12 protein-coding genes are annotated in these 15,273 nt (G+C 52.5%); all 12 read left to right on the top strand.

The genetic code is table 11. The annotated features are described in order from the left end of the window. Positions 1-51 precede the first annotated feature (51 nt). The 12 genes from ispC (at position 52) to dnaE (ending at position 15,263) form a co-directional block, all read left to right on the top strand. A complete protein-coding gene (gene ispC, locus LOZ86_RS16900) occupies positions 52-1,248 on the top strand; it encodes a 1-deoxy-D-xylulose-5-phosphate reductoisomerase (protein WP_039483868.1) in 1,197 nt (398 codons plus the stop codon). Between the two features lie 198 nt (positions 1,249-1,446). Further along, positions 1,447-2,208: a (2E,6E)-farnesyl-diphosphate-specific ditrans,polycis-undecaprenyl-diphosphate synthase gene (gene ispU, locus LOZ86_RS16895; RefSeq protein ID WP_230242484.1), complete on the top strand. Its 762-nt coding sequence runs from the start codon at positions 1,447-1,449 to the stop codon at positions 2,206-2,208. Positions 2,209-2,217: 9 nt separating this feature from the next. After that, positions 2,218-3,075, top strand: a complete 858-nt coding sequence (gene cdsA, locus LOZ86_RS16890; protein ID WP_039483871.1) for a phosphatidate cytidylyltransferase — start codon at positions 2,218-2,220, stop codon at positions 3,073-3,075. Positions 3,076-3,096: 21 nt separating this feature from the next. Beyond that, complete coding sequence (gene rseP / locus LOZ86_RS16885) at positions 3,097-4,452, top strand: sigma E protease regulator RseP (RefSeq protein ID WP_230242482.1); 1,356 nt, start codon at positions 3,097-3,099, stop codon at positions 4,450-4,452. Positions 4,453-4,487: 35 nt separating this feature from the next. Continuing rightward, on the top strand, positions 4,488-6,917 hold the full coding sequence (bamA, locus tag LOZ86_RS16880; RefSeq protein ID WP_039483874.1) for an outer membrane protein assembly factor BamA: 2,430 nt from the start codon (positions 4,488-4,490) through the stop codon (positions 6,915-6,917). A 143-nt stretch (positions 6,918-7,060) separates the two neighbouring features. Beyond that, positions 7,061-7,558: a molecular chaperone Skp gene (gene skp, locus LOZ86_RS16875; protein ID WP_039483875.1), complete on the top strand. Its 498-nt coding sequence runs from the start codon at positions 7,061-7,063 to the stop codon at positions 7,556-7,558. Between the two features lie 3 nt (positions 7,559-7,561). After that, on the top strand, positions 7,562-8,584 hold the full coding sequence (gene lpxD / locus LOZ86_RS16870) for a UDP-3-O-(3-hydroxymyristoyl)glucosamine N-acyltransferase (RefSeq protein WP_039483876.1): 1,023 nt from the start codon (positions 7,562-7,564) through the stop codon (positions 8,582-8,584). A gap of 102 nt (positions 8,585-8,686) precedes the next feature. Then, positions 8,687-9,142, top strand: a complete 456-nt coding sequence (gene fabZ / locus LOZ86_RS16865) for a 3-hydroxyacyl-ACP dehydratase FabZ (protein ID WP_005975923.1) — start codon at positions 8,687-8,689, stop codon at positions 9,140-9,142. Between the two features lie 4 nt (positions 9,143-9,146). Next, positions 9,147-9,935, top strand: coding sequence for an acyl-ACP--UDP-N-acetylglucosamine O-acyltransferase (gene lpxA / locus LOZ86_RS16860; RefSeq protein ID WP_198998342.1), 789 nt, complete (start codon positions 9,147-9,149; stop codon positions 9,933-9,935). A 3-nt stretch (positions 9,936-9,938) separates the two neighbouring features. Further along, complete coding sequence (lpxB, locus tag LOZ86_RS16855) at positions 9,939-11,090, top strand: lipid-A-disaccharide synthase (protein ID WP_230242480.1); 1,152 nt, start codon at positions 9,939-9,941, stop codon at positions 11,088-11,090. Between the two features lie 7 nt (positions 11,091-11,097). Next, positions 11,098-11,694, top strand: a complete 597-nt coding sequence (gene rnhB / locus LOZ86_RS16850; protein ID WP_230242479.1) for a ribonuclease HII — start codon at positions 11,098-11,100, stop codon at positions 11,692-11,694. An 86-nt stretch (positions 11,695-11,780) separates the two neighbouring features. After that, positions 11,781-15,263, top strand: coding sequence for a DNA polymerase III subunit alpha (dnaE, locus tag LOZ86_RS16845; RefSeq protein WP_230242477.1), 3,483 nt, complete (start codon positions 11,781-11,783; stop codon positions 15,261-15,263). Positions 15,264-15,273 lie beyond the last annotated feature (10 nt).

Genomic DNA, 15,273 nt, shown 5'->3' with positions numbered 1-15,273 from the left:
CAGACTCGTGTACCTTCCTGTCATCAAATCCGGTTATTCAGAGCATTTTTAATGAAGCAACTGACAATTCTTGGTTCCACCGGCTCTATTGGCGTCAGTTCGCTGGCAGTGATTAAAGCCAATCCCGATAAATTTGCCGTACGCGCGTTATCCGCCGGGTACAACGTCAAGTTGATGCTAGAGCAGTGCCTCACTTTCCAACCCGCCTATGCCTCAATGGCTGATGAAGCCTCTGCAACTGCTCTGCGCCAGCAGTTGGCGGAATATGGTTGTAAAACGGAAGTGCTGACGGGAGTTCAGGCAGCATGTGACCTTGCTGCATTGGATGGCGTCGATCAGGTGATGGCCGCGATTGTGGGAGCCGCAGGGTTATTGCCAACGCTAGCGGCAATTCATGCCGGAAAACAGGTTTTGTTGGCGAACAAAGAATCGCTGGTCACCTGCGGACGTCTCTTCATGGACGCCGTAGCGCAAAGTGGCGCACAGCTTTTACCGATTGATAGCGAACATAATGCGATTTTTCAGAGTTTACCTGAGCAAATTCAGCGCCAATTAGGCTACGCTTCATTGTCGCAGCATGGGGTCGAACGTATTGTTCTGACCGGCTCCGGTGGACCGTTTCGTGAAACTCCGGTGTCGGCGTTGGCGGACATGACGCCGGATCAGGCGTGCGCGCATCCAAATTGGTCAATGGGGCGCAAAATTTCGGTTGATTCTGCCACGATGATGAACAAAGGGCTGGAGTATATCGAAGCGCGCTGGTTGTTTAATGCTTCTGCCGAACAGATGGAAGTCATTATTCATCCGCAGTCAGTGATTCATTCGATGGTGCGTTACCGTGATGGCAGCGTTCTGGCGCAGTTAGGATCGCCCGACATGCGTACGCCGATTGCTCATGCAATGGCTTATCCTGAACGCGTGACATCGGGGGCAAAAGCGTTAGATTTTTGCCAGATTGGCGCGCTGACATTTTTGGCACCGGACTATGCGCGCTATCCTTGCTTACAGCTCGCTATTGATGCTTGTAATCACGGTCAGTCGGCCACCACGGCACTGAACGCGGCGAATGAAGTTGCAGTGGCAGCATTCTTGCAGTCGCAGATTCGTTTTACGGATATCGCGGCGGTAAATCGGCATGTCATTGAACAACTTACATTGCCAGAACCCGCCAGCGTTGATGATGTTTTGTTTATCGACCGCTGGGCCAGACAGGTCGCAACACAGACCCTGACACATTACGCGCGATAGCTGGATAACGCCGTGGCACAATTTGTTCATGTGCGGTGGAGGTGGTATAGTCTGCGCCACTCAATGGTTGATTATGCGAAAGTTGTTTAATCGACCGTGAAGCTAAGCCGTGATCGTTCACGGCTTTTTTTGCGCTAACGGGATCTGATGTTACGGAAGAACTGTTGTATTTCTTGCTTGAGGAAATAAGTACGCGTTATGCCGTCCGATAATCAAAAAAATACTAACGATCTGCCACCCGCCGGGCCGCGGCATGTTGCCATTATCATGGATGGCAATGGTCGCTGGGCGAAAAGCTGGGGGAAAATGCGGATTTTTGGCCATCAGGCTGGTGTAAAGGCTGTGCGGCGGTCGGTCAGTTTTGCAGTGAGCCAAGGGCTGGATGCACTGACACTTTACGCATTTAGCAGTGAAAACTGGAACCGTCCGGCGCAGGAAGTTTCCGCACTCATGGAACTGTTTGTTAGAGCGCTGGACAGCGAAGTGAAAAGCCTGCACAAGCACAATGTTCGCTTGCGGGTCATTGGCGATATCGGCCGCTTCAGTCCGCGTTTACAAGAGCGAATTCGTCGTTCAGAAGTACTGACGGAAAAGAATCAGGGGCTCACACTGAATATTGCCGCGAATTATGGCGGCCGTTGGGATATTATTCAGGGAGTACGACAACTTGCAGAGCAGGTGCAGGAAGGTATTCTGCGACCTGATAGCATTAATGAAGCGTCATTATGTCAGTACATCTGTCTGCATGATGTGGCTCCGGTTGATTTGGTGATCAGAACCGGTGGAGAACACCGCATCAGTAATTTTCTTCTGTGGCAAATTGCTTATGCTGAACTTTACTTTACTGATGTCCTCTGGCCTGATTTCGATGAACAAGTCTTTGAAGGTGCGCTGAATGCTTTTGCACAACGCGAGCGCCGCTTCGGGGGAACAACACCTATCGATGCTGATGCATCCTAGGGGGAACTTTTGCTGAAGTATCGCCTGATTACTGCTTTTATTTTGATCCCGATTGTTATTGCAGCACTTTTCTTGCTGCCTCCTCTGGGATTCACGCTTGTTACGTTGGCTGTCTGTATGCTGGCGGCATGGGAATGGGGTCAGCTGGCGGGATTTGCCTCTTATGGCCAACGCCTATGGCTTGCGATCCTGTGTGGTTTCTTGCTGGCGCTGATGTTGTTATCACTCCCGGCCTACCATTATTCCGTGCATATTCCGCAAATCAGCATCGCGCTCTGGTCATCACTGGTGTGGTGGGGGGGGGCGCTGTTTCTGGTACTGTTCTATCCGGCTTCCGCCTCATTCTGGCGTCATTCGCGCACATTGCGATTGGTGTTCGGTATTATGACGATCGTGCCGTTTTTCTGGGGCATGGTCGCGCTTCGCCATTACAATTACGCGGTTAACCCATTCGCGGGTGCTTGGTGGCTGCTGTACGTCATGCTGCTGGTGTGGGGCGCGGACAGTGGTGCCTATATGTTCGGAAAACTGTTTGGTAAGCGTAAACTTGCGCCAAAAGTCTCGCCAGGCAAAACCTGGGAAGGCTTTCTCGGTGGGCTGGCAACCTCGGCGCTTATCTCTGTGCTGTTTAGCCTTTATGCGCCGTTAACGGTAGCGCCAGCAACGTTGTTGATTTGTTCTATTGCGGCTGCGCTGGCCTCGGTGCTGGGTGATTTGACGGAAAGTATGTTCAAACGCGAGGCGGGCATCAAAGACAGTAGCCATTTGATTCCGGGGCACGGTGGCGTGCTCGATCGTATCGACAGCCTGACGGCTGCGGTTCCTGTGTTCTCTTGCCTGATGCTGCTGCTGTTTAAAGTGGCTTAGAATAAAGCGGTAGAGCTATTTATGCTGAGTTTTCTCTGGAATCTTGCCGCGTTTATCATCGCACTGGGTGTGCTGGTCACTGTCCATGAATTTGGACATTTCTGGGTAGCGCGCCGCTGTGGTGTGAAGGTAGAACGCTTCTCAGTCGGTTTCGGACGTGCACTATGGCGTCGTCGCGATCGTACCGGTACAGAATTCGTGATTGCGCTGATCCCACTTGGCGGCTACGTGAAGATGCTGGATGAGCGTGTCGACACGGTCGCGCCAGAATTCCGTCACCAGTCATTTAACAGTAAAACGGTCTGGCAACGTGCGGCTATTGTCAGCGCTGGGCCGATTGCCAATTTTCTGTTTGCGATTGTGGCGTACTGGCTGGTATTTATTATCGGCGTACCGGGCGTGCGTCCCGTCGTGGGTGAAATACTGCCCAACTCCATCGCGGCGCAGGCGGAAATGTCGGCGGGAACGGAACTAAAGTCCGTTGATGGTATCGAAACGCCTGATTGGGATACCGCGCGTCTGGCGCTGATCGGTAAAATCGGCGATAGCGATGTCGTGATCGGAACTGCACCTTTAGGCTCCGACCGTGTCGTCCAGAAAACGCTGGATTTGCGCGAGTGGCAGTTTGAGCCTGATAAGCAAGATCCTGCGGCCTCGCTCGGGATTATTCCGCGTGGTCCGCAAATTGAACCCGTATTGCATCAGGTGCAGGCGGGTTCGGCGGCGGAAAAAGCAGGTTTGCAAGTCGGAGATAGGATCGTTAAAGTCGACGGGCAGGCGCTAGCGCAATGGCGTGATTTTGTCATCGCCGTGCGTGATAACCCCGGGCAATCTATTGCTCTGGAGGTGGAGCGCAATGGTTCAACGGTGCCGTTGACGTTAACGCCAGGCAGCAAATCTGTGGGAAGTGGCAGAGTTGAAGGGCTGGCAGGCGTAATGCCAAGCGTGACGCCACTGCCTAAAGAATACAGGACTGTGCGCCAGTATGGGCCATTCAGCGCGATCTACCAAGCAACAGATAAAACCTGGCAACTGATGAAACTGACCGTCAGTATGTTAGGGACACTGGTTATGGGTGATGTTAAGCTGAACAACCTGAGCGGTCCCATTTCGATTGCTCAGGGCGCAGGAATGTCAGCAGATTATGGATTGATTTATTACCTGATGTTTTTGGCCTTAATCAGCGTCAATTTGGGGATCATCAATCTGTTCCCTCTGCCGGTATTGGATGGTGGACACCTGCTCTTTCTTGCGGTTGAAAAGCTGAAGGGCAGGCCGGTTTCTGAGCGTGTGCAGGACATTAGTTATCGCATTGGTACAGTGTTGCTGATGTTGTTAATGGGACTCGCACTTTTCAATGATTTCTCTCGTCTCTAGGCGCGGGATTAGGTTAGGAAAAACGCATAACAACGATGGCGATCAAAAAGTTGCTCATAGCGTCGCTGCTGTTTAGCAGCGCAACCGTATACGGTGCAGACGGGTTCGTAGTGAAGGACATTCATTTCGAGGGCCTGCAAAGGGTTGCCGTCGGGGCGGCATTACTCAGTATGCCAGTCCGCGTTGGTGATACCATCGGTGACGATGATATCGGTAACACCATCCGTGCCTTGTTTGCGACCGGAAATTTTGAAGATGTTCGTGTCCTGCGCGATGGCGAAACGCTGATTGTGCAGGTGAAAGAACGTCCAACAATCGCCAGCGTCACGTTTTCCGGCAATAAGTCCGTCAAAGACGACATGCTGAAAGAAAACTTGGAGGCATCCGGCGTGCGCGTCGGTGAAGCGTTAGACCGCACGGCGCTCACCAACATCGAAAAAGGACTGGAAGATTTCTACTACAGCGTGGGTAAGTACAGTGCGTCGGTTAAAGCCGTTGTCACGCCACTCCCGCGTAACCGTGTAGACCTTAAACTGGTCTTCACAGAAGGCGTTTCCGCCAAGATCCAGCAGATTAATATTGTCGGTAACAAAGCGTTCAGCTCCGACGAATTGATTTCCCGCTTCCAACTGCGTGACGAAGTGCCGTGGTGGAACGTAGTTGGCGATCGTAAATACCAGAAACAAAAACTGTCTGGCGATCTGGAAACGTTACGGAGTTTCTATCTGGATCGCGGCTATGCGCGTTTCAACATTGATTCCACGCAAGTGAGCCTGACGCCGGATAAAAAAGGTATTTATATCACCATCAATATGACGGAAGGTGAGCAGTACAAGCTGTCTGGCGTCACGGTGAAAGGTAATCTGGCTGGTCACTCTGCGGAAGTCGAAGGGCTGACGAAGGTCGAACCAGGTGAACTCTACAACGGGACGAAAGTGACTCGGATGGAAGAGGACATCAAGAAACTGCTAGGTCGTTATGGCTATGCCTATCCGCGCGTGGTTACACAGCCGGAAATTAATGACGCAGATAAGACGGTGAGATTAAACATCAACGTCGATGCGGGTAACCGTTTCTATGTGCGTCATATCCGCTTTGACGGTAACGACACGTCTAAAGACTCCGTTCTGCGCCGTGAAATGCGTCAAATGGAAGGTGCCTGGTTAGGTAACGATCTGGTTGAGCAGGGCAAAGAGCGTCTGAACCGACTGGGATACTTTGAAAGCGTTGATGTAGAAACGCAGCGCGTTCCCGGCGTGGCCGATCAGGTTGATGTAACGTATAAAGTCAAAGAGCGTAATACGGGTACATTCAACTTTGGTGTCGGTTTCGGTACAGAAAGTGGCGTGAGTTTCCAGGCTGGGGTTCAGCAGGACAACTGGCTGGGAACGGGTAACTCCGTTGGTATCAGCGGGACTAAAAACGACTACCAGACGTATGTCGAGCTGTCACTGACTGACCCGTACTTTACCGTTGATGGCGTTAGCCTCGGTGGCCGTGTCTTCTATAACAAATTTGAGGCATCTGACGCCGATCTGTCCGACTATACCAACGTGAGCTATGGCGTTGGCAGCACCTTGGGCTTCCCGATTAACGAGAATAACTCACTGCGTGTCGGTCTGGATTATGTGCATAACGATCTGTCGGATATGAGACCGCAGGTGGCGATGTGGCGTTATCTGGATTCCGTGGGTGTTAATCCATCCGTGGTTGGCGAAAACGTCAAATCCAGCGCTGACTTCAAAGCGAACGATTTCTTCCTGAACACCGGATGGTCTTATAACAATCTGGATCGCGGCTACTTCCCGACGAAAGGAACACGTGCGTCTGCGAATGCCAAGATTGCCGTGCCAGGTTCGGACAACGAATACTATAAACTGACGTTTGATTCGGCGAGCTACTACCCGTTGAGCGACAGCGGTAAATGGGTGGTGATGGGCCGTACGCGCGCAGGCTTTGCGGATGGTATCGGTAGCAAAGAAGTGCCGTTCTACGACAACTTCTATGCCGGTGGTTCCAGTACGGTACGTGGCTTCCAGTCGAACACGATTGGTCCTAAAGCGGCATATTACAACTGTGCGGTGGGTGCGACGTCTTATTCCGGTTGCCCGATTGATAAAACCAATCTGGATGATGCCGTTGGCGGTAACGCGATGGCGGTATTGAGTGCAGAACTGATCGTGCCAACACCGTTTATCAGTGATAAATACGCGAGCTCCGTACGGACTTCCTTCTTTGTGGATGGCGGTACGGTATGGGATACCAACTGGAAAAATACACAGGAAACGATTGACGCAGGCGTGCCGGATTACAGCAAGGCGAGCAACTTCCGTGTTTCCAGCGGTATCGCGTTGCAATGGATGTCTCCGCTTGGGCCATTGGTCTTCTCCTATGCCCAGCCGGTTAAAAAGTACGATGGAGACAAGTCGGAACAATTCCAGTTTAACATTGGCAAAACCTGGTAGTGTGACGTCAATAGGTCGTATGCAGGGAATATCGCATCGTTGTTCATGGATAGGAATGGTTGAACATAAGACGTTCATACCATGACGCGATGCTCATAATTAAAGTGTTAAGACACAAATTAGGTTAGGTTGAGGAGTTTATAGTGAAAAAGTGGTTATGTGCCGCAGGCCTCGGTTTAGCATTGGCTGCTTCAGCCAGCGTTCAGGCTGCTGACAAAATTGCCGTTGTTAACGTTTCCAGCATTTTCCAACAGCTGCCGCAGCGTGAAACCGTTGGCAAACAGCTGGAAAACGAATTCAAAGGTCGTGCTTCTGAACTGCAATCGATGGAAAACGATTTACAGGGCAAGATGCAGAAACTGCAACGTGATGGTTCTACCATGAAAGCGAGCGATCGCAGCAAAATGGAAAAAGACGTCATGGCGCAGCGCGAGCAGTTCTCTACTAAAGCTCAGGCTTTTGACCAGGACAACCGCCGCCGCCAGAATGAAGAACGCAACAAAATCCTGAGCCGTATTCAGGATGCGGTGAAAGCCGTTGCAACCAAAGAAGGCTATGATGTTGTGATTGACGCTAACGCTGTTGCGTATGTCGCCAATGCTAAAGACATTACTGCCGATGTGCTGAAACAGGTTAAATAAACCATGTATTCAATTCGACTGGACGCGTTAGCTCAACAGTTGGATGCACAATTACACGGTGATGGCGATATCGTCATCACCGGTGTTGCTTCTATGCATTCGGCAAAAACTGGGCAAATTACGTTTCTTTCCGACAGTCGTTACCGTGAGCAACTGGCCGGGACGCAAGCGTCAGCGGTCGTGCTGACGGAAGCGGATTTACCTTACTGTCAGGTTGCTGCGTTGGTAGTGAAGAATCCTTACCTTACCTATGCGCGCATGGCACAGCTGCTGGACACCACGCCGCAGCCAGCAACCGATATTGCGCCGAGTGCGGTTATTGCTCCAGACGCGACACTGGGCCAGAACGTGTCCGTTGGTGCAAATGCTGTTATCGAATCTGGTGCACAGCTGGGTGAGGGTGTTGTCATTGGCCCCGGCTGCTTTATCGGCAAAGATGCCCGCATTGGTACCGGTACCCGCTTGTGGGCAAATGTAACGATTTATCACCGCGTTGAGCTGGGTGAGCATTGCCTGATCCAGTCGGGAACCGTGATCGGTTCTGACGGCTTTGGCTATGCCAACGATCGCGGCAACTGGGTGAAGATCCCACAGTTGGGAACGGTCAGAATTGGCGATCGGGTTGAGATTGGCGCGAGCACAACCATCGATCGTGGTGCGTTGGATGATACGGTCATTGGCAATGGTGTTATCATTGATAACCAATGTCAGATTGCGCACAACGTCGTGATTGGCGACAATACCGCGGTCGCGGGTGGCGTCATTATGGCGGGTAGCTTGAAAATTGGTCGTTATTGCATGATCGGTGGTGCCAGCGTGATTAACGGGCACATGGAGATCTGCGATAAAGTGACGGTAACGGGAATGGGGATGGTCATGCGACCAATCACAGAACCTGGGGTATACTCTTCGGGCATTCCTTTGCAACCCAACAAAGTGTGGCGCAAAACTGCAGCGCTGGTGATGAATATTGATGAGATAAGCAAACGGTTGAAAGCCGTTGAACGAAAAGTCGATAACGTTTAATCACTCGCGTTTTATTTGCGGCCTGCCTGAAGACACCTAATTTAGGGTCTGCGCAGGCCGTGTTGTTGATGGCATCAGTTTTTTATGGACAGGAAGAGTATTTTGACTACTGACACTCATACTCTGAATATTGAAGAGATTTTAGAATTATTACCGCACCGTTTCCCGTTTTTGCTGGTTGATCGGGTACTGGATTTTGAAGAAGGGAAGTTTCTGCGGGCGGTGAAAAACGTCTCTTTCAACGAACCCTTCTTTCAGGGGCATTTCCCGGGTAAACCGATTTTTCCCGGCGTGTTGATTCTGGAAGCCATGGCTCAGGCTACCGGTATTCTTGCGTTTAAAAGCGTAGGTAAACTGGAACCGGGTGAGCTGTATTATTTCGCCGCTGTTGACGAAGCGCGCTTTAAGCGCCCGGTACAGCCAGGCGATCAAATGATCCTTGAAGTTGAATTCATCAAAGAGCGTCGCGGCGTTGCGCGCTTTAAAGGTGTTGCCAAAGTTGATGGCGAAGTGGCCTGTGAAGCGTCAATGATGTGTGCTCGCCGTCGGGAGTCCTGATAACGTGATTGATCAAACCGCCTTTATTCACCCTAGTTCGATTGTTGAAGACGGTGCCATTATTGGTGCTGGCGTTCATATTGGCCCTTTCTGCTATATCGGTTCTCAGGTTGAGATCGGTGAGGGGACGGTGCTGAAATCACATGTCGTCGTCAATGGCGTCACTAAAATTGGTCGCGACAACGAAATCTATCAGTTCACGTCAATTGGTGAAGTGAATCAGGATCTCAAATATGCTGGGGAACCGACCCGCGTTGAGATTGGCGATCGTAACCGCATCCGTGAAAGCGTCACGATTCACCGCGGCACGACACAGGGCGGCGGGTTGACTAAAGTCGGTAGCGATAACCTGTTGATGATCAACACGCATATCGCACATGACTGCGTAGTGGGTAGCCGTTGTATTCTGGCGAATAACGCGACGCTGGGCGGCCACGTTTCCGTCGATGATTTTGCGATTATTGGTGGGATGACGGCTGTACACCAGTTCTGCATCATCGGTGCTCACGTCATGGTTGGTGGATGCTCCGGTGTGGCGCAAGATGTACCGCCTTATGTTATCGCTCAGGGTAACCACGCCACGCCGTTTGGCCTGAATATTGAAGGCCTGAAGCGTCGTGGATTCGAAAAAGAAACCCTGCACGCGATCCGTAACGCGTACAAGCTTCTCTACCGCAGCGGTAAAACGCTGGACGAAGTGAAACCGGAAATTGAAGCGCTGGCGGCTGAATACCCGGCGGTGCAGGCGTTTACCGATTTCTTTGCCCGTTCTACTCGCGGCATCATTCGTTAATCCATGTCATCACGTCCTTTGACTATTGGGCTGGTCGCCGGGGAAACTTCCGGCGACATCCTTGGCGCAGGCCTGATCCGGGCGTTAAAAGAAAAGGTGCCCGATGCGCGGTTTGTCGGTGTTGCCGGGCCGCGTATGCAGGCCGAAGGCTGTGAAGCCTGGTACGAGATGGAAGAGCTGGCTGTCATGGGTATTGTGGAAGTGCTTGAACGGCTTCCTCGCCTATTGAAAATTCGGCGGGATTTAACCCAGCGCTTTAGCGAGCTTCAGCCCGATGTCTTCGTCGGCATTGATGCACCTGATTTCAATATCACGCTGGAGGGCAACCTCAAAAAGCGCGGTATCAATACTATTCACTACGTCAGCCCTTCCGTATGGGCATGGCGTCAAAAACGCGTTTTCAAAATAGGTAAAGCGACCAATCTGGTGCTGGCCTTCTTGCCTTTTGAAAAAGCGTTTTACGATCGTTTCAATGTCCCTTGTCGCTTTATCGGTCATACGATGGCTGATGCTATGCCGCTGCATCCCGATAAGCTGGCTGCACGTGCGACGTTAGGTATTGCGCCCGATGTGCCTTGTCTGGCGCTGCTGCCGGGCAGTCGCGGTGCAGAAGTTGAAATGCTTAGCGAAGATTTTCTCAATACGGCTGTGTTACTACGCCAGCATTTTCCCGATCTGGAAATCGTGGTTCCGCTGGTCAACAGCAAGCGCCGTGAACAGTTCGAGCGGATAAAAAGTAGCGTGGCGCCCGATCTACGCGTGCATCTACTGGATGGGCAAGCGCGTGAAGCCATGATTGCTAGTGATGCGGCGCTATTGGCATCCGGTACGGCAGCATTGGAGTGCATGCTGGCTAAATGTCCGATGGTTGTGGGTTATCGTATGAAGCCCTTTACCTTCTGGCTAGCACAGCGTCTGGTCAAAACGCCGTGGGTATCGCTGCCGAATTTGCTGGCTGGGCGCGAGCTGGTGACGGAATTGCTACAGACCGATTGTACGCCGGATAAGCTGGCCGCAGCGCTGCTGCCGCTGTTTGCCGATAAGGAAAAAATGGCTGAGCTACGCACGACGTTTGTGGATTTGCATCAGCAGATCCGCTGTAACGCCGATGAGCAAGCGGCTCAGGCGGTACTGGAATTAGTAAAGCCATGTTAATAAGACCATGAGTGAAATATTTATCTATCCGCAGGCGACCTGCATCGCTGGCGTTGATGAAGTGGGCCGTGGCCCTCTGGTTGGTGCGGTCGTGACGGCTGCGGTGATTCTTGACCCGACTAGGCCAATTGTCGGGCTGGCGGATTCCAAAAAGCTGAGTGAAAAACGTCGACTGTCGCTCTATGATGAAATCAAAGAGAAGGCATTGGCGTGGAGCCTTGGCCGTGCGGAACCGAAAGAGATTGACCAGCTGAATATCCTGCATGCTACCATGCTGGCAATGCAGCGTGCGGTTGCCGGTTTGGCTATCGTGCCTGATTTTGTTCTCATTGACGGCAACCGTTGCCCGGCCTTGCCGATGTCCGCTCAGGCGGTCGTTAAAGGGGATAGCCGCGTGGCAGAAATCAGCGCGGCCTCGATTATGGCGAAGGTGACTCGCGATCGTGAGATGGTCGAGTTAGATCAACGCTTCCCCGCTTATGGTTTTGCCCAACACAAAGGCTATCCAACGGCTTTTCATCTGGAGAAACTGGCCGCACTGGGCGCCACTGAGTTTCACCGTCGGAGCTTCGCGCCAGTCAAACGTGCATTAGGTCTGGCGTAAAACATCATCATTCACTCTCGGTATGGCGTGGGCACGTAAACGTGCCGTTGCCATGCTGACTAATCGATAAATTCTGGGATCTGGAGATGGCCGAACCACGTTTTGTTCACCTGCGTGTTCACAGTGACTATTCCATGATCGATGGGCTAGCCAAAGTCGGCCCGCTGGTAAAAAAAGCGGCAGCACTCGGCATGCCAGCGCTGGCGATTACTGATTTTACCAATCTGTGTGGGCTGGTTAAATTCTATGGCGGCGCGCATGGTGCGGGAATCAAGCCCATTATCGGCGCAGATTTCTGTGTCGAAAGCGACGAATTGGGTGATGAGCTCGCGCATCTTACCGTCCTGGCCATGAATAATGCTGGCTACCAGAATCTGACGCTGCTGATTTCCCACGCTTATCAACGAGGTTATGGCGCTGCCGGGCCGACGATTGACCGAGATTGGCTTATTGAGCATCAGGAAGGGCTGATTTTACTATCTGGCGGCCGCCGAGGTGATGTTGGCCGATTTTTGCTGCGCGGTAACCAGACGCAAGCTGAACAGTGTCTGGCCTTCTATCAGGAACACTTCCCCCAGCGTTACTATCTGGAACTGATCCGCACGTCCCGCCCCGATGAAGAAAGCTATTTGCATGCCGCCGTTGAATTGGCGACGAAGCACGGTGTGCCCGTGGTGGCAACCAATGAAGTGTGTTTTATCAGCACCGATGATTTTGACGCTCACGAAATCCGCGTGGCTATTCACGACGGCTACACGCTTGACGATCCCAAACGCCCACGTCATTACAGCCCTCAACAGTACATGCGTACCGAAGAGGAAATGTGCGAGCTGTTTGCGGATATCCCCGAAGCGCTGGCGAACAGCGTTGAAATTGCCAAGCGCTGTAACGTAACGATTCGTCTGGGTGAGTATTTCCTGCCACAGTTCCCGACTGGCGACATGAGTACGGAAGATTTTCTGGTTCAGTGCTCGAAAAAGGGGCTGGAGGAGCGTCTCGAATTCTTGTTCCCCGATCCGGAAGTGCGCACTGAGCGTCGGCCTGAATATGATGAGCGTCTGGATATTGAACTGGGCGTCATCAACCAGATGGGATTCCCCGGTTACTTCCTGATCGTAATGGAGTTTATCCAGTGGTCGAAGGATAACGATGTGCCTGTTGGGCCGGGGCGTGGCTCCGGTGCGGGCTCGTTAGTCGCCTACGCGCTGAAAATCACCGATCTGGATCCGCTGGAATTCGACCTGCTGTTCGAACGCTTCCTCAACCCTGAACGTGTTTCCATGCCTGACTTTGACGTCGATTTCTGTATGGAAAAACGCGACAAGGTCATCGATCACGTCGCGGAAATGTACGGGCGTGATGCGGTATCGCAGATTATCACCTTCGGTACGATGGCGGCGAAAGCGGTTATTCGTGACGTCGGGCGCGTGCTTGGACACCCTTCTGGGTTTGTCGATCGAATTTCAAAGCTGGTGCCGCCCGATCCGGGCATGACGCTGGAAAAAGCGTTTGCTGCTGAACCGCAGTTGCCGGAAATTTATGAAGCCGATGAGGAAGTTAAAGCCCTCATCGATATGGCGCGCAAGCTTGAAGGGGTAACGCGCAACGCCGGTAAACATGCCGGTGGGGTGGTGATATCTCCCACCAAGATTACCGATTTTGCGCCGCTGTATTGTGATTCGGAAGGGAACCATCCGGTTACCCAGTTTGATAAGAACGACGTGGAATATGCCGGGCTGGTGAAGTTCGACTTCCTTGGCCTGCGTACGCTGACCATTATCGACTGGGCGCTGGGGATGATTAATGCCCGTCGCGCGAAGCAAGGGCAGGAGCCGATTGATATTGCGGCGATCCCGCTCGACGATAAGAAAAGCTTCGATATGCTGCAACGCTCGGAAACCACGGCGGTATTCCAGCTTGAATCGCGCGGCATGAAAGACCTGATCAAGCGACTGAAACCCGACAGCTTTGAGGATATGATCGCACTGGTGGCGCTGTTCCGCCCAGGCCCGCTGCAATCCGGCATGGTGGATAACTTCATCGACCGTAAGCATGGTCGTGAAGCGATTTCGTATCCTGATATCGAATGGCAGCACGAGTCACTCAAGCCCGTGCTGGAGCCGACCTACGGCATTATCCTGTATCAGGAACAGGTCATGCAGATCGCGCAGGTTCTGGCGGGCTATACGCTGGGCGGCGCGGACATGCTGCGTCGTGCGATGGGGAAAAAGAACCCGGTCGAGATGGCGAAGCAGCGTGGTGGCTTCGAAGATGGTGCCAAATCTCGTGGCGTAAACGGCGAACTGGCGATTAAGATTTTCGACCTGGTGGAAAAATTCGCCGGTTATGGCTTTAATAAATCTCACTCCGCAGCGTATGCGTTGGTGTCTTACCAAACGCTATGGCTGAAGGCGCACTATCCGGCAGAATTCATGGCGGCGGTGATGACGGCCGATATGGACAACACGGATAAAGTGGTCGGTCTGGTTGATGAATGCTGGCGGATGGGGCTAAAAATCCTGCCTCCGGACATCAACAGCGGGCTGTATCACTTCCACGTTAACGACGATGGCGAGATTGTTTACGGCATCGGTGCGATTAAAGGCGTGGGTGAAGGCCCGATTGAGGCGATTATCGAAGCGCGTAATCAGGGCGGCTATTTTAGAGAGCTGTTTGATCTCTGCGCGCGTACCGACATTAAGAAACTGAACCGCCGCGTGCTGGAAAAGCTGATTATGTCTGGGGCATTTGACCGTCTGGGGCCGCATCGTGCCGCGTTGATGAATTCATTGCCTGATGCGCTGAAGGCTGCCGATCAGCATGCGAAAGCGGAAGCCATCGGTCAGGTGGATATGTTCGGCGTGCTGGCCGATGCGCCTGAACAGGTTGAGCAATCCTACAGTACTGTACCGCCGTGGCCGGAGCAGGTGGTGCTGGATGGTGAACGGGAGACGCTGGGGTTGTACCTGACTGGCCACCCGATCACGCAATATATTAAGGAAATTGAACGCTATGCCGGTGGCGTGCGTTTGAAAGATATGCACCCGACGGATCGGGGTAAAATGACCACTGCCGTTGGGCTGGTGTTGGCGGCTCGCGTCATGGTCACCAAGCGGGGTAACCGTATTGGTGTCTGTACATTGGACGATCGTTCCGGTCGCCTTGAGATAATGCTGTTTACCGATGCATTGGAAAAATATCAGCATTTACTTGAGAAAGACCGTATCCTTATCGCCAGTGGACAGGTCAGCTTTGATGACTTCAGCGGCGGGCTTAAAATGACCGTCCGAGAGTTAATGGATATCAGTGAAGCGCGGGAAAAATACGCGCGCGGGCTTGCTATCTCGCTGACTGACAGGCAAATTGATGACCAGCTATTAAACCGTCTCCGCCAATCGTTGGAACCCCATCGATCGGGGACGATCCCAGTGCATCTCTATTACCAGCGTGAAGATGCGCGCGCCCGGTTACGTTTCGGCGCAGCATGGCGTGTAACGCCTGCCGATGCGCTACTGAACGAGCTGCGCGGATTAGTGGGTAATGAGCAGGTGGAACTGGAATTTGACTAATATAGGAATA

Origin of the sequence: Pectobacterium parvum (assembly GCF_020971565.1) — a bacterium.
Lineage (GTDB): Bacteria > Pseudomonadota > Gammaproteobacteria > Enterobacterales > Enterobacteriaceae > Pectobacterium > Pectobacterium polare.
This window is presented reverse-complemented; position numbering and strand designations above follow the sequence as displayed.

Coding starts and splice junctions, on each gene's coding strand:
- rseP (WP_230242482.1), top strand. CDS start 3,097: ATGCTGAGTTTTCTCTGGAATCTTGCCGCGTTTATCATCGCACTGGGT.
- lpxD (WP_039483876.1), top strand. CDS start 7,562: ATGTATTCAATTCGACTGGACGCGTTAGCTCAACAGTTGGATGCACAA.
- rnhB (WP_230242479.1), top strand. CDS start 11,098: ATGAGTGAAATATTTATCTATCCGCAGGCGACCTGCATCGCTGGCGTT.
- bamA (WP_039483874.1), top strand. CDS start 4,488: ATGGCGATCAAAAAGTTGCTCATAGCGTCGCTGCTGTTTAGCAGCGCA.
- lpxB (WP_230242480.1), top strand. CDS start 9,939: ATGTCATCACGTCCTTTGACTATTGGGCTGGTCGCCGGGGAAACTTCC.
- ispC (WP_039483868.1), top strand. CDS start 52: ATGAAGCAACTGACAATTCTTGGTTCCACCGGCTCTATTGGCGTCAGT.
- ispU (WP_230242484.1), top strand. CDS start 1,447: ATGCCGTCCGATAATCAAAAAAATACTAACGATCTGCCACCCGCCGGG.
- dnaE (WP_230242477.1), top strand. CDS start 11,781: ATGGCCGAACCACGTTTTGTTCACCTGCGTGTTCACAGTGACTATTCC.